The following is a 16,301-nucleotide window of genomic DNA, read 5'->3' as shown; positions in this document are numbered from 1 at the left end:
CAGCCAACCCACCAAGGAGTGATCATGACCGACTTCACCGCCCTCGCCGAGCGCTACCTCGCCGCCTGGAACGCCACCGGCACCGAGCGGCGCGCGCTGATCGAGGAGCTGTTCACCGAGAACGCCGGCTACACCGATCCACTCGGCGCGGTGACCGGCTGGGACGACATCGAGAAGTTCTTCGCCACGGCGGCCGAGCAGTTCGCCGGCTTGCGGTTCAGCCTGCACGGCGCGGTGGACGGCCACCACGACATCGCGCGGTTCACCTGGCACCTCGGTCCCGAGGGAGCCGCCGAGCCGCTGGCCATCGGCTTCGACGTGCTGGTGGTGGAGAATGACCGGATCGCCCGGGTGCACGGGTTCCTGGACAAGGTGCCCGGCTGAGTCGTGCCTATCAGCGGCGGAGCCGCTGGCTGTGGGCCTGCGCGGGCGGGGATGAATGGGCCTCCCCCTCTGTCCCTGCCCGTTGGTCCGGGCGCCTGAGAGGTTCACCCGCGAGTCCACGGGCTTGCACCTTCGGCGGGGTCGTGCGGTGAGTGGCCGCCGACCCGCTTTCCAGAGGCGTCTCCCCCGCGCGGTCCTGGGTGCCTGAGAGTTTCCGGGGAGGAGTTGCTCCTTCGGCGCCGGGCGAGGCGATTGGCCGCCCGGTCTCTCCCGCGCAGGGTTTACGACTACGGGGCCAAGATTAGCAACTCACCGACCGCGGTGATCAACCGGTCCGGCGGGCGTTGCGGCGCTGGGTCAGTTCGTCCGGCTGGACCGTTTCCACCACACCGCCGTCGGCCCGTTCGGCCGGGAACTCGTGGATGGTGCCGCTGATCTCCTGCATGGCCCCGCTCACCGCGATGCCGAACACGCCCTGCCCGCCCTGCAGTAAATCGACGATCTCCTCGGGCGAGGTGCACTCGTAGACGGTGGTGCCGTCGGAGAACAGGGTCACCTTGGCCAGGTCGCGCACCCCGCGTTCCCGCAGGTGCTCCACCGCGACCCGGATGTTCTGCAGCGAGACCCCGGTGTCCAGCAGCCGCTTGACGATCTTGAGGACCAGGATGTCCTTGAACGAGTACAACCGCTGCGAGCCCGACCCGTGCGCGGTGCGGATGCTCGGCGCGACCAGCTTCGTCCTGGCCCAGTAGTCCAGCTGGCGGTAGGTGATGCCGGCGATCTGGCAGGCCGCGGGCCCCCGGTAGCCGACCAGTTCGTCGGGCAGGGACGCGTCGGGAAAGAGCTCACCTTGCTCGCCGTCGGTCACCTCGAACGACCTTCCCTCGACCACCCATGCCTCCCCTCGCCCGGCCGCAGCAGCCGGCAGAACATGTCCTGGTGGATCCAAACATCCGAACGGCGTAATCACACCGTCGAGATTCACCTCCGTCGACGGTAAGCCGGGTCGGGGACCCGGTCAACGCGACGCGCGGCCGGTCCGGCCAAAGGTTGACGCTTGCCTGATTTACTCGGCCGTGTTAATTTTTACTCATGCAGGTAAACGAGGGCTCCCAGCCGGAACTGGGACTGTCCGTGACCGAAGCGGCACGGCGCGCGCAGATCATCCAGGCCACCATCGAGGTGATCGCCGAACTCGGCTTCGCGAAGGCGTCGTTCGCCCGCATCGTCGAGCACGCCGGACTGAGCAGCACGCGGATGATCTCCTACCACTTCGCCTCGAAGGAGGAGCTGATGAGCGCGACGATCGGGCAGATCTCGCAGCTCAAGGACGAGTTCATGACCGAGCGGCTGGCCGGCGACACGAGCCGGGCGGGCATGCTGCGCGGGTTCATCGAGTCGGAGGCCGCGTTCGTGGCCCAGCACCCGGCGTTCCAGCGGGCGATGAACGAGATCCTCGGCCAGGTGTGGGGCGGCCAGGAAGGCGGCGGCCACATGTTCCACGAAGCGGTGCTGCGGGACATGCGGGTCGGCCGCATCGAACGGCAGCTGACGCAGGGTCAGCGGGAGGGCGCGTTCGGTGAGTTCGACGTCGAGGTGATGGCGCTGAGCATCCGGCAGGCACTCGACGGACTGGCGAACCGCCTGGTCCGCGAGCCGGACCTGGACGCCGAGCACTACGGCCGCGAACTGGCCACGCTGTTCGAGAAGGCGACCAGTGCGTGAAAGCGAACCGGCGCGGTCCCGAGGGGCCGCGCCGGTTTCGCGTTCTTAAGTGTCAGCGCCGCGGAAATCTTCCGGGGAGACGGAGTCGAGGAACTCGCGGAACTTCTCCACCTCGTCCTCCTGCTCGTCGGGAATGATCAGCCCGGCTTCTTCCAGTACGGCGTCCTCGGCGTGGATCGGCACGCCGACGCGCAGCGCCAGCGCCACCGAGTCGCTCGGCCTGGCCGACACGCGGATGTCACCGTCGAAGACCAGCTCGGCGAAGAAGGTGCCTTCGCGCAGGTCGGTGATGACCACTTGCTCAAGTTCCCGGCCGAGTGCGCCGATGACCTCTTTGAGGAGGTCGTGGGTCAGTGGCCGGGCCGGGCGCACACCCTGTTGCTCCAGGGCGATCGCGGTGGCCTCGACCGAGCCGATCCAGATCGGCAGGTACCGCTCTCCTTCGGTTTCCCGCAGCAACAAGATCGGCTGGTTCGCGGGCAGTTCGACCCGCACGCCGACGACGCGCATCTCGCTCATCGGGTTCGCCTCCCTAACCTGCACACGGGCCGCACGCTGTGCCAAGGGTCCCGCATCGCCACCCTCGACGCTACCCGTCTTCCGGACGCTGTGCTCGCTCTACCTTCGCGCCCGCCTCGCGGGCTTCTCCAACCGTACGGCATCGGGGTCCCCGCGTTCAGCAACGGATTCGGCGCCGGGCCGTCCGGACACCTCCGCGCGATGGTCAACACGGGCCGGTCCAAGATCATTCCCAGCCGTCCGGGTCAACCGCCGGTCACCCCGCGGATACCCGCCTTGACCAGCAGCGTGTGCAGGGTGACCGAGAGGGCCGCCAGCTCGCGCACCACCTCGTCCGCCCTGGCCTTCGCGGCCGCGTCGCGCTGCCGGTAGACCGGCGTAACAATTTGCTCCAGGAGGCCGACCTCCCGGTCGGCGGATGCCCGGAATGCCCGCAGGTGCCGGGGTTCGATGCCGTACTCGGTCATCGCCCGCACCGTTTTCGCCACCAGCACCGCGTCGGGGTCGAAGAAGCCGGCTGCCCCGGGCCGGACCAGGCCGTACTGCTGGAGTTCGGCCAGCATCGCGGCGTCGATCCCGGACTGCGCCAGTAGCTCCTCCTGGGTCAGCCGCACCGGGCGGGACGGCTCGAAGTCCTCGGGCGCGGGCAGGCCGCGCTCGGCCGCCGCGGTGCCGAGCGAGACCAGCTTGCGCGGCGGCCGCAGCGACGGCACCGGCGCCTCGGCGCCGCGATCGGCGGCGTCGAGCTGCTCCTTGATCACCTTCAGCGGAAGGTAGTGGTCGCGCTGCGCGGACAGCACGAAGCGCAGCCGCTCGACGTCCGCCGCGGCGAACTGCCGGTAACCGGACGGCGTCCGGCCAGGCTGCACCAGTCCCTCCGACTCGAGGAACCGGATCTTGGAGATGGTCACATCGGGGAAGTCGCCGCGCAGCTGCGCCAGCACCGCCCCGATGCTCAGACCATCTCGCGGTTGCCGCCCGGCAGCCGTCACCGCGCCCCCTGGCCCCCGTGGCCCGGGCCGGTCAGGAAGACGAGGCGGAACTTGCCGATCTGGACCTCGTCACCACCGGCGAGCACGGCCTGGTCGACCGGCTCACGGTTGACGTAGGTGCCGTTGAGGCTGCCCACGTCGATCACCACGAACTCCCCGCCTTCGCGGCGGAACTCCGCGTGCCGGCGCGAAACCGTCACGTCGTCGAGGAAGATGTCGCTGTCGGGGTGGCGGCCGGCGCTGGTGGTGTCGCGGTCGAGCAGGAAGCGCGAGCCCGCGTTGGGGCCGCGCTTGACGACCAGCAGGGCCGATCCGGCCGGCAGTGCGTCGATGCCCGCGACCGGTGGCTCCGGCGCCTGGGCTTCCTGTCCCTCGACCTCGGCGAGGAAGTCGGCCCGGAAGACGGAGGTCCGCTCCGGAGACTGCTCCGGGGGAACGCCGGGCCCGTCGTTCGTGCTCACCTGAGCTCTCCTTACGCACTGAAGGGTTTTCTTCGAAACGTGTGCAGCCCAACGTACCGTGCCTGATCGATTCGGCCCCTGGTGGGCTCCCCCAACCGGCCGCGCGCGCGGGCGCGGGGCTCAGGCCTGGGTCAGGCGCTGGTAGGCCTCGGCGTCGAGCAGGCTGTCCGGGGTGGCCGAGCCGGTCAGCTTCAGCTCGATCAGCCAGCCCTCGCCGTAGGGGTCGGAGTTGATGAGTTCGGGCGAGTCGGCGACCGCGTCGTTGACCGCGACCACCTCGCCGTCCAGCGGCGCGAACAGCTCGGACACGCTCTTGGTGGACTCGACCTCGCCGAAGCTCTCCCCGGCGGTCACCGCCAGCCCGGGTTCGGGCAGGTCGACGAAGACGACGTCGCCGAGCTGCTCCTGGGCGTAGTCGGTGATGCCGACGCGCACCGCGCCGTCACCGCTCGCCACGACCCACTCGTGTTCCTCGGTGTAGCGCAGTTCCTCCGGAGTGGACAACGCCCTTCCCCTTTCTCACCACCGGTCGAGGAGGGCAAGTCTGTCATTCAGGCGGCGGTGGTGGCACCCCGGCCGGGCGATATCGCCCGCACGGTCTGGAGCACGTACAGCGCGCCGGACCACAGGTACAGCACGCCGCCCCAGGTGGTGAAGGCGTAGGCGATCGGGCGGGCGACCGCGGCCAGGTCGGAGCCGCCCTGGGTGAGCAGGAGGAAGGGGAAGGCGTACATCAGCACGAAGGTGGCGCCCTTGCCGATGTAGGTGACCTCGGGCGGGGCGTAGTGGTGGCGGCGCAGCACCAGGATGCAGCCGCCGACCACGAGCTCGCGCACCACCAGCGGCGCCACCACCCACCACGGGACGATGTCGCGCAGCAGGAAGGCGACCAGGGTGGCGACGATGTAGAGGCGGTCGGCGGCCGGGTCGAGCAGCTGGCCGAGCCTGCTGGTCTGGTCGAGCCAGCGGGCCAGCTTGCCGTCGAGCCAGTCGGTGAACCCGCCGAAGGCCAGCACCGCGAACGCCCAGCCGTCCTCCTCCGGGCCGAGCAGCAGCCACAGGAACACCGGGACACCGGCGAGCCGGAGGATGGACAGCAGGTTCGGCACGGTCAGTGCCTGCCGGGCCAGAGAGGGTTCCGGCCTGGTCGCCGATCGGGGCTCGCTCACCCGCTCAGCCTAGGCAGTGCCCGGCGAGCCCGGGGCTTCGCCCTGCCGACGGCGGACGAGCCGCCGGGCCCGCCGGAACCGCACTCGAGCTCCCGCTCGAAGCGAGCGTTCAGCCTGCGCGGCGGTAGCTCCAGCCGCGGCGCTGCAGTTCCGCCCGGGTGAGGACCTGCGGACGGCCACGCCGGTCGGTACCAACCCAGCGGGCGTTGTTCTCCAGTACGTACGGGCGTCCCAGGCTCCACACCACGGTGCACGGCGCGGTCGGCGGTGTCCTCGGGGTGGACTGGGACCTGGTTGTTCCGGGTTCGGCCGGGGATTCTGCGTTGTCCATCGCTCTCAATGCTTCTGCGCTCGGGGTCGGGGTGATCGCCGGACGCACCGCGCGGGGTTCGCGGTGGTCCTCCACATACCTGTCGGTCGGCAGCGGCCGTTCGTTAACGGCTCGCGCGATCTTTCACCCGGTTTTCCATCTGCTGGGACGGAATCACCGTCCGTTACCGTCCACATAGGACGCGTGTCGGTACCGTCCCGTGGCCACGGCCTCGGCGAGAATGACGCACACGCTTCTCGCGGAAGGGGCCGCTTTGACCGCCACCACCACCGTACGCCTCCTCGGCGCCGCCGCCGGGCTCGCCGTGCTCGGCGCGTGTTCGGCGGAGCCGGAGCAGGCCGCCGCGCCACCCGTGCCCAGCGTGGACGCACCGCCCGCGCCCACCACCCCGCCACCGGCGCCGACCACCACGCCCCCACCACCACCGCCCACCACCACGGCGGCACCGAAGCCGGAGCGGGCCACGCCGGACAACGGCTGCGGCACGGTGACCGCGGCCAGCGGCTTCACCCTGGAGGTGCTGGACGAAGCCGAGTCCGGCGTGCCGTGCGCCGAGGCCCGTTCGGTGGTCGAGCGGTTCCACCGGGCGATCGCGGGCAAGCAGCCAGCCGGTTCGCAGGAACCGGTCAGCGAGACGGTCGACGGCTGGCTCTGCGTTTCGGGCGCGCCGACCGCGCAGGGCGGCACGACGTGCGGCAACCAGGACCGGACCGTGCTCGCCGCCGTCGTACCGCTCGAATGAGCCTCAGGACCCCTTGAGCGTCGGGAAGTCCTCCTCGCGGAACTCCCCGGCCGGGCGCTCGGCGGTCTCCCGTCCGCGCAGTTCGACCCGGCGGATCTTGCCGGAGATCGTCTTCGGCAGTTCGGTGAACTCCAGCCGCCGGATCCGCTTGTACGGCGCCAGGTGCTCGCAGCAGTGGGCGAGGATCGCCAGCGCGGTGTCCGCGCTCGGCTCGTGTCCGCCCGCCAGCACCACGTACGCCTTCGGCACGGCCAGCCGGATCGGGTCCGGCGCGGGCACCACCGCCGCCTCGGCCACCGCCGGGTGCTCGATCAGCACGCTCTCCAGTTCGAACGGCGAGATCCGGTAGTCCGAGGCCTTGAACACGTCGTCGGTGCGGCCCACGTAGGTGATGTAGCCGTCCTCGTCGATCGAACCGACGTCACCCGTGTGGTAATACCCGCCGGCGAACGCGGTGGCGGTGCGCTCGGCGTCGTCGGCGTACCCGGTCATCAGGCCGACCGGGCGCTTCGCCAGGTCGAGGCAGATCTCGCCCTCGGCGGCGCGCTCGCCGGTGACCGGGTCGACCAGCGCCACCGCGAACCCCGGCAGCGGACGGCCCATCGAGCCCGGCCGGACCTCCTGGCCGGGGGTGTTCGCGATCTGCACGCTGCTCTCGGTCTGCCCGAAGCCGTCGCGGATGGTCACCCCCCACGCCGTGCGGACCTGGTCGATCACCTCCGGGTTGAGCGGCTCCCCGGCCCCGACCACCTTGCGCGGCGGCGTCTTCAGCGCGCCGAGATCGGCCTGGATGAGCATCCGCCACACGGTCGGCGGCGCGCAGAAGCTGGTGATGCCGCAGCGGTCCATCTGCGCCATCAGCGCCACCGCGTCGAAGCGCGTGTAGTTGTACAGGAACACCGTCGCCTCGGCGTTCCACGGCGCGAACACGTTGCTCCAGGCGTGCTTCGCCCAGCCGGGTGAGGAGATGTTCAGGTGCACGTCCCCCGGCTCCAGCCCGATCCAGTACATAGTGGACAGATGGCCGACCGGGTAGGAGACCTGGGTGTGGCGCACCAGCTTCGGCTGCGCGGTGGTGCCGGAGGTGAAGTAGAGCAGGAGTTCGTCGTCCGCCCGGGTGACCCCGTCCGGGGTGAACTCGGCGGCTTCGGCGTACGCGGCGGTGAACTCGTGCCAGCCGTCGGCGGCCTCCCCGACGGCGATCCGGGTGTACTCCCCCGGCACGCCGGCGAACTTCGGCACGTCGGCCGAGCGGACCACCACGTGCTTCGCCCCGCCCCGGTCCACGCGGTCGCGCAGGTCGGCCGGGCCGAGCAGGGTGGACGCCGGGATGATCACCGCGCCCAGCTTGATCGCGGCGAGAATGGTCTCCCACAGCTCGCCCTGGTTGCCCAGCATCAGGATCAGCCGGTCGCCGCGGCGCACGCCGAGCCCGCGCAGCCAGTTCGCCACCTGGTCCGACCGGCGCGCCAGCTCCGGGAAGGTCCAGCGGTTCTCCGTACCGTCCTCTTCCACGATCCAGAGCGCGTACCGCCCGGCGTTGGCCGGATCGCGGGCGATCTCGTCGAACCAGTCCAGCGCCCAGTTGAACTCGCCGAACTCCGGCCAGGCGAACCCGGCGTTCGCGGTCGCGTAGTCCTCCCGGTGCGCGAGCAGGTAGTCGCGCGCGCTCCGGAACCGCTGGGAAGCCTCGTTGCCCACCTCGGTCACCCCTTCGCCGAATCCGCTACTCGCCGCCGAAGCTCGGCGCGCGCCGCTCCAGGAACGCCTGCGCCGCCTCCGCGAGGTCCTTGCTCGGCAGGAACGCGGCGTTCCAGGTGGACACGTACCGCAGGCCGTCGGCGACCTGCCGCTCGGTGTTGACCGAGAGCACGTCCTTCGTACCCTGCACCACCAGCGGCGGGTTCGCCGCGATTTCCCCGGCGAGTTCGCGGGCCGCGGCCAGCACCGCCTCCTGGTCCGCGTACACGTCGTTGACCAGGCCGATCCGCTCGGCGCGCGCGGCGTCGATGTCCTTGCCGGTCAGGGCGAGCTCACGCAGGTGCCCCTCGCCGACGATGGTGGCCAGGCGCTGCAGGCTGCCGAGGTCGGCCACGATGGCCACCTTGACCTCGCGCACGCTGAACTTGGCGTCGGCGCTGGCCAGCCGGACGTCGGCGGCGCTGATCACGTCCACCCCGCCGCCGATGCACCAGCCCGCCACCGCGGCGATCACCGGCTTCCGGCACCGGGCCACCGCGGTGACGCTCTCCTGCAGCACGCGGATCTCGTCGAGGAAGGCGGTGCGCGGCTTGGCCAGCGCGTCCCCGGCCAGCAGCGGGGCCCAGTTCGGCATCATCGCGGGCAGGTCGAGGCCGTAGGAGAAGTGCTTGCCGCTGCCGGTCAGCACCACCGCCCTCACCTCGGGGTCGGCGTCCAGGGCGGTGAACACCAGCGGCAGTTCGCGCCAGAAGTCGGGGCCCATGGCGTTGCCCTTGCCCGGTCCGAGCAGGGTCACCTCGGCCACGTGGCCGGAACGGTCCACCTTGAGCGAAACGAGATCAGCGAGAGCGTCTACAGCGCGGTCGGTCATGGCGGTCATCATTACTCATGAGTACGGGCGGGTGCCAGCGACCGGCCGGTGACTGGTTGGCGGGATGCCAACCCGGCCCGGTAGATGGTTTGCTTGACGGGTGCGGGCCTGACGGCGGAGGGATGGTGACGGCGATGAGCGCGGACAGCGCGGCGGTGGTACTGGACGAGCCGGCCGGGCCGAGGCGGGCCAACCGGCCGATCGAACTGGCCGGATCGTTCGTGCACGAGGGCCACCGGCTGGCCTACACCGAGTACGGCGACGGCGAGAAGGTGGTGGTGCTCACCCACGGCATCATGTTCACCCGCCGGATGCACGCGCCGCTGGCCAGGCGGCTGGCGTCCGAGGGCTACCGGGTGGTCACCCTCGACCTGCTCGGGCACGGCGAGTCCGAGCGCCCGGCCGAGTCCTGGCTGTACTCGATGCCCGCCTTCGCCGAGCAGACCGTGGCGCTGCTCGACCACCTCGACGTGGACCGCGCGGTGATCGGCGGCACCTCGCTCGGCGCGAACGTCTCGCTGGAGGTGGCGGTGTCCGCGCCGGAGCGGATGCACTCGCTGATCGCCGAGATGCCGGTGCTGGACAACGCGATCGTGGCCGGGCTGCTCACCTTCGCCCCGCTGCTGTTCGCGGCCAGGTTCGTGCCGGTGACCGTGCGCGGGGTGGCCGCGGTGGCCGGGCTGGTGCCGCACGGGAACCAGTGGGTGGACGTGGTCACCGACACCCTCGACCAGCAGCCAGCCGGGATGGCCGCGCTGCTGCACGGCGTGCTGTTCGGCCGGATCGCGCCGCCGAAGTCGGTGCGGCGCCAGATCAAGGTGCCGGCGCTGGTGATCGGCCACCAGCGCGACCCCATTCACCCCTTCGGGGACGCCGACACCCTGGCCGTGGACCTGCCCGACGCGCGGTTCATCCAGGCACGCAGCCCGATCGAGTTCCGGCTGGACCCGGGCAGGCTCACCGACGCGGTGCTGGACTTCCTGGACGGCTCATTCGTTCGCTAGGGCGGCAACCGGCCCGATCACGATGATCGCGGGCGGGCGCACGCCCGCCGCCGCGGCTTCCTCGGCCACGCTGTCCAAAGTGGAGCGCAACACCCGCTGCGTGCGCATGGTGCCGTCCTCGATCACGGCCACCGGCGTGTCCGCGGGCCGACCGCCGTCGAGCAGCGCGCCGGCGAACTTCGCCAGCCGCTCCACGCCCATCATCAGCACGATCGTGCCGCGCAGCCGGGCCAGCGCGGACCAGTCGGTCAGCGACTGCGGGTGGCCGGGCGGCACGTGGCCGGAGACCACCACCACCTCGTGCGTGACCCCGCGGTGGGTCACCGGCACGTCGGCCACCGCGGGCACGGCGAACGCGCTGGTGATGCCGGGGACCACGGTGACCGGGATGCCCGCGTCGGCACAGGCGAGCACCTCTTCGAAGCCGCGGCCGAACACGTACGGGTCACCGCCTTTGAGGCGGACCACGAACTTGCCCGCCTTGGCGTGGTCGATCAGCGTGGCGTTGATCACGTCCTGACTGGCCGCGCGGCCGTACGGGATCTTCGCCGCGTCGATCACCTCGACCTCGGCGGGCAGTTCGTCGAGCAGTTCACGCGGGCCGAGCCGGTCGACCACCACCACGTCGGCGCGGGCGAGCAGCCGCCTGCCGCGCACGGTGATCAGCTCCGGATCGCCCGGCCCGCCGCCGACCAGCGCCACGCCGGGCAGTTCGTCACCGGGCGTGCGGTACTCGGCGGCCACCGTCCCGGCGCGCAGACCGTCCAGAATGGAGTCGCGGACCGCGGCCGAGCGCAGCGGCTCGCCCCCGGAGAGCACCCCGACCAGCACTCCCCCGTGCCGCCCGGACGCCGGGGTGACCGCGCTGCCCTCGGTACCGGCGTCGGCGCGCACGCAGAACACCCGCGCGCGCTCGGCCTCCGCGCACACCGCGGCGTTGACCTCGGGGAGATCGGTGCAGGCCAGCGCGTACCAGGCGTCGGTGAGGTCGCCGTCGGCGTAGGCGCGCCGGTGCCAGCGCAGCTCACCGATCTCGGCCATGGCCTCGACCGACGGGGTGACGTGCGGGGCGATCACCTCGACCGCGGCACCGGCGCCGACCAGGCGCGGCAGCCGCCGCTGGGCGACCATGCCACCGCCGACCACCACCACCCGCTTACCGGAGAGGTCGAGGCCGGACAGATAGTGGGGATCTTCTGGCATGCGCAGTAGCATGCCTGCCCGCGACCGCGGTGGCGCGCTCAGGGGCGCAGGAGTGTGAGCATTTCGTCGTTGCCGAACATCCGCGCGGTCTCCAGCGCGGACGGCTGCCCGGCGGCCGGATCGGCCCCGCCGGCCAGCAGCGCCTTGACCACCTCGGGCTCGGCCTTGAACACCGCACCGGCGAGCGGGCTCTGGCCCCGGTCGTTGGTGCGGTTGGGATCGGCCCCACGCTCCAGCAAGGCGGTCACGGTGGCCGCGTGGCCGTGGTAGGCGGCGAGCATGACCAGCGTGTCCCCGCTGTCGTTGGTCAGGTTCGCCGGGATGCCGGCGTCCACGTAGGCCGCCAGCTCCGCGGTGCTGCCGCTCCTGGCGAAGCCGAAGACCTTGGCCCACAGCTCGAGCAGTTCGGGATCGGGATCGCTCACCGCCCCAGCATCTCACGCGGGGACGCGGCCCACCCCGATCAGCGAACCGCAGTCGAGTGAGGTCACGCCCGCTTCGGCGAGCCCGGCGGTGAACCGCTCCTTCACCCGCGCCACCGCCGGTTCGTCCAATCCGGTGAGGAACGCGCGCATGGCCGCGCCGAGGTACAGCTTCCACGCGTCCTCGGCGTGCAGCGGCTGCACGTACTCGACCTCGTCGACGGTGACGTCGACCAGGCCGAGCCCGGACAGCCAGCCGGTCAGCTTCTCCGGGGTGTCGATCCGGGCCTGCGCGCCGATCCGGTCGGCGGGCTGGTTCAGCTCGGGGCGTTCCACCGCGGCCGCGGCCTGCGCGATCGGCACTATCCTGGCCATGCCGTCGCGGCGCCAGGTGGTCACCGCGAACCGGCCGCCGGGCCGGAGCAGGCTGATCAGCCGCCGCGCGCCGGCCTCCATGTCCGGGAAGAAGAACACCCCGTAGACGCACTGGACCAGGTCGTACGGCTCGGCGGTCCAGGTCAGCACGTCGTGCCGGGTGAACGCGAGCTGGCCGAGCCCCTGCCCGGTGACCCGGCCCTGGGCGAGCAGGCCCTCGGCCGCGTCCACCGCGTCGACGTGCCCGGCCGGGCCGACCGCGAGCGCGGCGGGCACGGCCGAAGCACCCGAGCCGCAGCAGGCGTCGAGCACGCGGTCGCCCGGCGCGGGCCGGGTGACCGCCACGGTGAGTTCACCGAGCGGCCGCCACAGCCGCGCGTACCAGTCCGCGAACTCCGCGCCGGCGGCGCTGAACACGCCGCCGGCGAACTCGGGATTCACCGGGCGAGCCGCTGGAAGTGGCCGATCAGGCGGCGCGGGACCAGCTGCCGCCGCCCGTCGACCACGATCGGCACCAGGTCCGGCGCGGTGGCCTTCCACTGCGCGCGGCGGTGCCGCGTGTTGCTGCGCGAGGTCCTGCGCTTGGGCACGGCCATCACTTACCGCCCTTTCGCTGTCCGTAGCGGCGGTGGAACTTCTCGACCTGGCCCGCGGTGTCCATGATCCGGCGGGCACCGGTCCAGAACGGGTGGGAGGCGGAGCTGATGTCCACCAGCACCAGAGGATAGGTGTTGCCGTCCTCCCATTCGACGGATTTCTCCGAGGTCATGGTGGACCGGGTGAGAAAGGCGTCGCCGGTGGCGTTGTCCTTGAACACCACCGGGTGGTAGTCGGGGTGGATACCCGGTTTCATCGTTGTTCGTCCTTCCGGTCGGCCGCCGAGACCTGGTGTCCCGACGGTTGTTCGTCGTCGCAGGGTTCTTCGTGCCATTCGCCGAACGGGTCCGGGTAGCGCGCCCACGCCGACGGCCCGGCGGCCAGCTCGTCGTCGGTCAGCAGGGCCCCGTCCAGCGCCGCGGTCACCTCCTCCGGGGTGGCCTGGTGGGTGAGCACCACCAGTTCCTGTGCCCGGTCGCCGAACTCCGGGTCCCAGCGCAGGGACGCCAGCGTCCGGCGTTCCGGGCTCACCTCCGTCCACTCCGGACCGTCGTCGGCGGCGAGCCAGTGCCCGGCGTGCCCGATGCCGAGCCCGCCCCCCGCGGACTCGACCCAGAGCGCCATCGACGGCTGGCTCGCCACCCACACCCGGCCGCGGGTGCGCACCACGCCGTCGAGCAGCACGTCGATGGCGTCGTGGAGGCGTTCCGGGTGGAACGGCCGGGTGCGCGTGTAGGTCAGCAGCGCGATGCCGCAGTCCTCGGCCAGCGGTGGTTCCCCGCGCAGCAGCGGGCCGTGCATGTCGGTCACCTCACCGCGCCGGGCCCCGGCGGGCACCGCGTCGCGGACTTCGGTGGTGGTGGCCAGTTCGAGCCGGGGCGCGGTGGGCGCCAGCCGGTCGAGCACGGCGGCGGTCTTGGCCGCGGTCCAGGCGTCGGGCGCGTCCCCGTCGAGGACCAGCACGTCGGCGAACTCGGCCTGCGCGAGGCCGACCTGGGCCAGCGTGCGCTCGTCCTCGGGGCTGGCCTGCAGCGCGCGCTCGTCGAGCGTGTCGTCGCCGGTGACGTCGGTGAGCCAGGTGGCGCGGTCGAGCACCGCGGCCACCGCCTCGACGCGGACGTCGTCGAGCACCGGGCGGTCGCCGACCAGCGTGTGCTCCAGCGCCCAGCACACCGGTTCCGGCTCCATCGCCTCGTCGAGGCGGACCACGATGCGCCGGACCTCGGGCAGCCGGGACAGCTTGCGCAGCAACGGCAGCAGGTCCAGGCGCAGGGTGCAGGAGACGCAGCCGTGGGCCAGCTCCAACACGGTGAGCTGGTCACGCGCGCCGAGCTGGAGGCGGCGGGTGACCACGCCCTCGTGGATGCGGCGCAGGTTGTGGTGCACCACCGCGGTACCGGGCTCGCCGGCGCGGAGGCGGTCGGCCAGCGCGGCACTGGCTCCGGCGGCCAGGCCGCCGATCAGGGTGAGGGGAATGCGGAGGTCTTCGGTCACAGGGGTGTACTGTAGTTGAAAATGACTATCAATACCAATTGAGGAGGACAGGTGTCGGCTGTGTGCCAGGTCACCGGGCGGCGGCCCGGGTTCGGCAAGCAGGTCTCGCATTCGCACAAGCGGACTTCGCGGCGCTGGGACCCGAACCTGCAGACGCGGCGGTACTGGGTGCCGAGCGAAGGCCGCTGGGTCCGGTTGCGGGTTTCGGTCAAGGGGATGAAGACCATCGACAAGCGCGGGATCGATGCGGTGGTCGCCTCGCTGCGGGCACGCGGGGAGAAGATCTGATGGCGCGCAACGAGATCCGGCCGATCGTCAAGCTGCGGTCGACCGCCGGGACCGGGTTCACCTACGTCACCAGGAAGAACCGCCGCAACGACCCCGACCGGCTGGTGCTGCGCAAGTACGACCCGGTGGTCCGCAGGCACGTCGAGTTCAAGGAGGACCGCTGATGGCGAAGAAGTCGAAGATCGCGCGCGACGCGCAGCGGCGGGTGGTGGTGGCCCGGCACGCGGAACGACGGGCCGAGTTGAAGGAGATCGTGCGCTCGCCGGGTTCCTCGCCGGAGGCCAAGGCGGCGGCCGTCTCGGCGTTGCAGGCGCTGCCGCGCGACGCGAGCCCGACGCGCCTGCGCAACCGGGACGTCGCCGACGGCAGGCCGCGGGGGCACCTGCGGAAGTTCGGCCTGTCCCGGGTCCGGTTCCGGCAGATGGCGCACAACGGTGAGCTGCCGGGCGTGGCGAAGTCGAGTTGGTGAGTGCCGTGAAGCGTGAACCGAAGAAGCGGCGGAACCTGCTCGCCGCCGAGAAGGTGTCCGAAGTGGACTGGAAGGACACGAACCTGCTGCGGAAGTTCATCTCGGACCGCGGCAAGATCCGCGCGCGCCGGGTGACCGGGCTGACGCCTCGGCAGCAGCGGCAGGTGGCGACCGCGATCAAGAACGCGCGCGAAATGGCCCTGCTCCCCTACCCGGCGCGGGGCCGCTGACCCTCGCGGTGGTAGGTGCAGTGAATGTGGCTTTCACAGCGTCTGGCGCGGTGAAAGCCACATTCACTGCGTTCGGTCAGCCCAGGCACTCCCGGACGGCCTTGGCCAGGTCCGCCGCGCGCGGGTCGTCGGGCCGGAAGTTCCACAGGTTCGTGGTGTAGCCGAAGCCGACTTCGGCATCGGGGTCGGCGAAGCCGATGGAACCGCCGGAACCGGGGTGGCCGAACGAACCCGGGCCCACCATCGGGATCGGCGCGCAGGACCGGTGGAAGCCGAGCGACATGTAGAACGAGCGGTCGGCCGGGATGTCCAGGCCCTCGGGCAGCCCGTGCATCGGGGTCTTGTCCGTCTGGACCTCGCTCATCCGCTGGACCGTCGCCGGCTCCAGCAACCGCACCCCGTCCACCTCGCTCACCGTGGCGGCGTACATCCTGGCCACCGACCGAGCGTCGGCGACCATGTTCGCCGCCGGGAACTCCGCCGCCCGCCAGGCCCGCGTGGTGAAGTAGTCCGAGGTGTTGTCCAGCGCGCCACCGAGTTCCCCCGCCTTGGCCTGCACCGAGTCCGGGCCCCACACCGCGTTGATCCACGCGGTGACCGTGTCCGCGTCGAGGCCGGTCAGCGCGATCATCCCGGCGAGCAGCTCCTCCAGGCTGAACGGCGCGGCGTAGTGGATCCCGGAGACCCGCTCCTCGTGTTCCTCGGGCAGGCCGATCCACGCGCTGAGCCCGAGCGGGCTCGCCACCTCGTCGGCGAAGAAGGTGCCGAGCGACTTGCCGGAGATCCGGCGCACCACCTCACCGACCAGGAAACCGTAAGTGACGCTGTGGTAGATGTGCTCGGTTCCCGGCTCCCACAACGGTTTCTGCGCTTCGAGGGCGCGGATGACCGGGTCCCAGGCGCAGGCTTCCTCGAAGGTGAGCGGCCCGTCGACGATCGGCAACCCGGCCTGGTGCGAGAGCAGCCAGCGCACCGGGATCGCCTCCTTGCCGTTCGCCGCGAACTCCGGCCAGTACCGGGCCACCGGCGCGTCCAGGTCCAGCTCGCCGCGCTGGGCCAGCAGGTGCGCGCAGATCGCGGTGGCGCCCTTGGTGGTGGACGCGACCTGGGCGATGGTGGTGCCGTCCCAGCGGCGGCCCGACTCGCGGTCGGCGAGGCCGTCCCACAGGTCGACCACCGGACGGCCGCCCGCGTAGACGCTGCACGCCGCGCCGACCTCACCGCCGTCGGCGAAGTTCGCCCGGAACACGTCGGCGACCTTGCCCCAGCCCTTCTCGACGAAGTCCCCGCTTGTGCTCTCTGCTGTGTTGTTCATGGGGAGAAC

At 71.4% G+C, this 16,301-nt stretch carries 24 protein-coding genes and 1 riboswitch; of the genes, 8 read left to right on the top strand and 16 right to left on the bottom strand.

Going from position 1 to position 16,301, the window contains the following annotated elements:
- Positions 1-24 precede the first annotated feature (24 nt).
- Complete coding sequence (locus JYK18_RS31065) at positions 25-384, top strand: nuclear transport factor 2 family protein (protein ID WP_206806988.1); 360 nt, start codon at positions 25-27, stop codon at positions 382-384.
- Positions 385-565: 181 nt separating this feature from the next.
- A riboswitch (glycine riboswitch) is annotated at positions 566-667 on the bottom strand.
- Positions 668-709: 42 nt separating this feature from the next.
- Here the strand turns inward: JYK18_RS31065 and JYK18_RS31060 are convergent.
- The gene (locus JYK18_RS31060; RefSeq protein ID WP_206806987.1) at positions 710-1,276 is read right to left on the bottom strand and encodes a MerR family transcriptional regulator; all 567 of its coding nucleotides are present in this window, start codon (positions 1,274-1,276) and stop codon (positions 710-712) included.
- 200 nt (positions 1,277-1,476) lie between these two features.
- Here JYK18_RS31060 and JYK18_RS31055 point away from each other — a divergent pair, with 200 nt between their 5' ends.
- Positions 1,477-2,109 carry a TetR/AcrR family transcriptional regulator gene (locus tag JYK18_RS31055; RefSeq protein WP_206806986.1) on the top strand — a complete coding sequence of 211 codons (633 nt, stop codon included), beginning with the start codon at positions 1,477-1,479 and terminating at the stop codon, positions 2,107-2,109.
- 45 nt (positions 2,110-2,154) lie between these two features.
- On the opposite strand, the gene JYK18_RS31050 is transcribed toward JYK18_RS31055, so the two are convergent.
- From JYK18_RS31050 to JYK18_RS31025, 6 genes are all read right to left on the bottom strand, one after another.
- Positions 2,155-2,628 (bottom strand): bifunctional nuclease family protein, encoded by a 474-nt coding sequence (locus tag JYK18_RS31050; RefSeq protein ID WP_113692302.1) that lies wholly within the window; start codon positions 2,626-2,628, stop codon positions 2,155-2,157.
- Between the two features lie 245 nt (positions 2,629-2,873).
- Complete coding sequence (locus JYK18_RS31045) at positions 2,874-3,620, bottom strand: MerR family transcriptional regulator (protein ID WP_206806985.1); 747 nt, start codon at positions 3,618-3,620, stop codon at positions 2,874-2,876.
- The gene (gene garA / locus JYK18_RS31040) at positions 3,617-4,081 is read right to left on the bottom strand and encodes a glycogen accumulation regulator GarA (protein ID WP_113692303.1); all 465 of its coding nucleotides are present in this window, start codon (positions 4,079-4,081) and stop codon (positions 3,617-3,619) included. The genes JYK18_RS31045 and garA overlap by 4 nt, the downstream gene beginning before the upstream one ends.
- A 120-nt stretch (positions 4,082-4,201) precedes the next feature.
- Positions 4,202-4,585 carry a glycine cleavage system protein GcvH gene (gcvH, locus tag JYK18_RS31035; protein WP_206806984.1) on the bottom strand — a complete coding sequence of 128 codons (384 nt, stop codon included), beginning with the start codon at positions 4,583-4,585 and terminating at the stop codon, positions 4,202-4,204.
- A 47-nt stretch (positions 4,586-4,632) separates the two neighbouring features.
- Positions 4,633-5,250 (bottom strand): CDP-alcohol phosphatidyltransferase family protein, encoded by a 618-nt coding sequence (locus tag JYK18_RS31030; RefSeq protein WP_206806983.1) that lies wholly within the window; start codon positions 5,248-5,250, stop codon positions 4,633-4,635.
- A gap of 109 nt (positions 5,251-5,359) precedes the next feature.
- The gene (locus JYK18_RS31025; protein ID WP_206806982.1) at positions 5,360-5,581 is read right to left on the bottom strand and encodes a hypothetical protein; all 222 of its coding nucleotides are present in this window, start codon (positions 5,579-5,581) and stop codon (positions 5,360-5,362) included.
- Between the two features lie 253 nt (positions 5,582-5,834).
- Here JYK18_RS31025 and JYK18_RS47035 point away from each other — a divergent pair, with 253 nt between their 5' ends.
- Positions 5,835-6,323, top strand: a complete 489-nt coding sequence (locus tag JYK18_RS47035) for a hypothetical protein (protein WP_242582254.1) — start codon at positions 5,835-5,837, stop codon at positions 6,321-6,323.
- Between the two features lie 3 nt (positions 6,324-6,326).
- Here the strand turns inward: JYK18_RS47035 and JYK18_RS31015 are convergent, their stop codons facing one another.
- Positions 6,327-8,024 (bottom strand): AMP-binding protein, encoded by a 1,698-nt coding sequence (locus JYK18_RS31015; RefSeq protein ID WP_206806981.1) that lies wholly within the window; start codon positions 8,022-8,024, stop codon positions 6,327-6,329.
- A gap of 25 nt (positions 8,025-8,049) precedes the next feature.
- Positions 8,050-8,895, bottom strand: coding sequence for a crotonase/enoyl-CoA hydratase family protein (locus JYK18_RS31010; protein ID WP_206806980.1), 846 nt, complete (start codon positions 8,893-8,895; stop codon positions 8,050-8,052).
- Between the two features lie 134 nt (positions 8,896-9,029).
- On the opposite strand from JYK18_RS31010, the gene JYK18_RS31005 reads away from it, so the two are divergent.
- Positions 9,030-9,899, top strand: coding sequence for an alpha/beta fold hydrolase (locus JYK18_RS31005; protein WP_206806979.1), 870 nt, complete (start codon positions 9,030-9,032; stop codon positions 9,897-9,899).
- Here the strand turns inward: JYK18_RS31005 and cobA are convergent.
- From cobA to mrf, 6 genes are read right to left on the bottom strand one after another with little or no spacing between them, the layout of a single operon-like run.
- Positions 9,885-11,102 (bottom strand): uroporphyrinogen-III C-methyltransferase, encoded by a 1,218-nt coding sequence (gene cobA / locus JYK18_RS31000; protein ID WP_242582252.1) that lies wholly within the window; start codon positions 11,100-11,102, stop codon positions 9,885-9,887. The genes JYK18_RS31005 and cobA overlap by 15 nt on opposite strands.
- Before the next feature lie 38 nt (positions 11,103-11,140).
- Complete coding sequence (locus tag JYK18_RS30995) at positions 11,141-11,527, bottom strand: ankyrin repeat domain-containing protein (RefSeq protein ID WP_206806977.1); 387 nt, start codon at positions 11,525-11,527, stop codon at positions 11,141-11,143.
- 12 nt (positions 11,528-11,539) lie between these two features.
- Positions 11,540-12,340, bottom strand: a complete 801-nt coding sequence (locus tag JYK18_RS30990) for a methyltransferase domain-containing protein (protein WP_206806976.1) — start codon at positions 12,338-12,340, stop codon at positions 11,540-11,542.
- Complete coding sequence (gene rpmF / locus JYK18_RS30985) at positions 12,337-12,495, bottom strand: 50S ribosomal protein L32 (protein ID WP_206806975.1); 159 nt, start codon at positions 12,493-12,495, stop codon at positions 12,337-12,339. The genes JYK18_RS30990 and rpmF overlap by 4 nt, the downstream gene beginning before the upstream one ends.
- Positions 12,495-12,752, bottom strand: a complete 258-nt coding sequence (locus tag JYK18_RS30980) for a type B 50S ribosomal protein L31 (RefSeq protein WP_206806974.1) — start codon at positions 12,750-12,752, stop codon at positions 12,495-12,497. The genes rpmF and JYK18_RS30980 overlap by 1 nt, the downstream gene beginning before the upstream one ends.
- Complete coding sequence (mrf, locus tag JYK18_RS30975) at positions 12,749-13,990, bottom strand: ribosome hibernation factor-recruiting GTPase MRF (RefSeq protein ID WP_206806973.1); 1,242 nt, start codon at positions 13,988-13,990, stop codon at positions 12,749-12,751. The genes JYK18_RS30980 and mrf overlap by 4 nt, the downstream gene beginning before the upstream one ends.
- 51 nt (positions 13,991-14,041) lie before the next feature.
- Here mrf and rpmB point away from each other — a divergent pair, with 51 nt between their 5' ends.
- From rpmB to rpsR, 4 genes are read left to right on the top strand one after another with little or no spacing between them, the layout of a single operon-like run.
- A complete protein-coding gene (gene rpmB / locus JYK18_RS30970; RefSeq protein WP_206806972.1) occupies positions 14,042-14,278 on the top strand; it encodes a 50S ribosomal protein L28 in 237 nt (78 codons plus the stop codon).
- Positions 14,278-14,442, top strand: a complete 165-nt coding sequence (gene rpmG / locus JYK18_RS30965; protein WP_206806971.1) for a 50S ribosomal protein L33 — start codon at positions 14,278-14,280, stop codon at positions 14,440-14,442. The genes rpmB and rpmG overlap by 1 nt, the downstream gene beginning before the upstream one ends.
- Positions 14,442-14,747 carry a 30S ribosomal protein S14 gene (gene rpsN / locus JYK18_RS30960; protein WP_206806970.1) on the top strand — a complete coding sequence of 102 codons (306 nt, stop codon included), beginning with the start codon at positions 14,442-14,444 and terminating at the stop codon, positions 14,745-14,747. Before rpmG ends, rpsN begins: the two co-directional genes overlap by 1 nt.
- On the top strand, positions 14,744-14,977 hold the full coding sequence (gene rpsR, locus JYK18_RS30955; protein WP_206806969.1) for a 30S ribosomal protein S18: 234 nt from the start codon (positions 14,744-14,746) through the stop codon (positions 14,975-14,977). Before rpsN ends, rpsR begins: the two co-directional genes overlap by 4 nt.
- A gap of 76 nt (positions 14,978-15,053) precedes the next feature.
- On the opposite strand, the gene JYK18_RS30950 is transcribed toward rpsR, so the two are convergent.
- Entirely contained in the window at positions 15,054-16,292 is a 1,239-nt protein-coding gene (locus tag JYK18_RS30950) for a serine hydrolase (RefSeq protein ID WP_206806968.1), read from the bottom strand.
- Positions 16,293-16,301: the final 9 nt, after the last annotated feature.

The sequence above is a fragment of the Amycolatopsis sp. 195334CR genome, assembly GCF_017309385.1.
GTDB lineage: Bacteria > Actinomycetota > Actinomycetes > Mycobacteriales > Pseudonocardiaceae > Amycolatopsis.
This window is presented reverse-complemented; position numbering and strand designations above follow the sequence as displayed.

What these genes read in the sequence shown, in the direction of transcription:
- JYK18_RS31065 (WP_206806988.1), top strand. Translation starts at nt 25, where the DNA reads ATGACCGACTTCACCGCCCTCGCCGAGCGCTACCTCGCCGCCTGGAAC.
- JYK18_RS31055 (WP_206806986.1), top strand. Translation starts at nt 1,477, where the DNA reads ATGCAGGTAAACGAGGGCTCCCAGCCGGAACTGGGACTGTCCGTGACC.
- JYK18_RS31050 (WP_113692302.1), bottom strand. Translation starts at nt 2,628, where the DNA reads ATGAGCGAGATGCGCGTCGTCGGCGTGCGGGTCGAACTGCCCGCGAAC.
- JYK18_RS31025 (WP_206806982.1), bottom strand. Translation starts at nt 5,581, where the DNA reads ATGGACAACGCAGAATCCCCGGCCGAACCCGGAACAACCAGGTCCCAG.
- JYK18_RS31010 (WP_206806980.1), bottom strand. Translation starts at nt 8,895, where the DNA reads ATGACCGACCGCGCTGTAGACGCTCTCGCTGATCTCGTTTCGCTCAAG.
- JYK18_RS31005 (WP_206806979.1), top strand. Translation starts at nt 9,030, where the DNA reads ATGAGCGCGGACAGCGCGGCGGTGGTACTGGACGAGCCGGCCGGGCCG.
- cobA (WP_242582252.1), bottom strand. Translation starts at nt 11,102, where the DNA reads ATGCCAGAAGATCCCCACTATCTGTCCGGCCTCGACCTCTCCGGTAAG.
- rpmF (WP_206806975.1), bottom strand. Translation starts at nt 12,495, where the DNA reads ATGGCCGTGCCCAAGCGCAGGACCTCGCGCAGCAACACGCGGCACCGC.
- JYK18_RS30980 (WP_206806974.1), bottom strand. Translation starts at nt 12,752, where the DNA reads ATGAAACCGGGTATCCACCCCGACTACCACCCGGTGGTGTTCAAGGAC.
- rpmG (WP_206806971.1), top strand. Translation starts at nt 14,278, where the DNA reads ATGGCGCGCAACGAGATCCGGCCGATCGTCAAGCTGCGGTCGACCGCC.
- rpsN (WP_206806970.1), top strand. Translation starts at nt 14,442, where the DNA reads ATGGCGAAGAAGTCGAAGATCGCGCGCGACGCGCAGCGGCGGGTGGTG.
- JYK18_RS30950 (WP_206806968.1), bottom strand. Translation starts at nt 16,292, where the DNA reads ATGAACAACACAGCAGAGAGCACAAGCGGGGACTTCGTCGAGAAGGGC.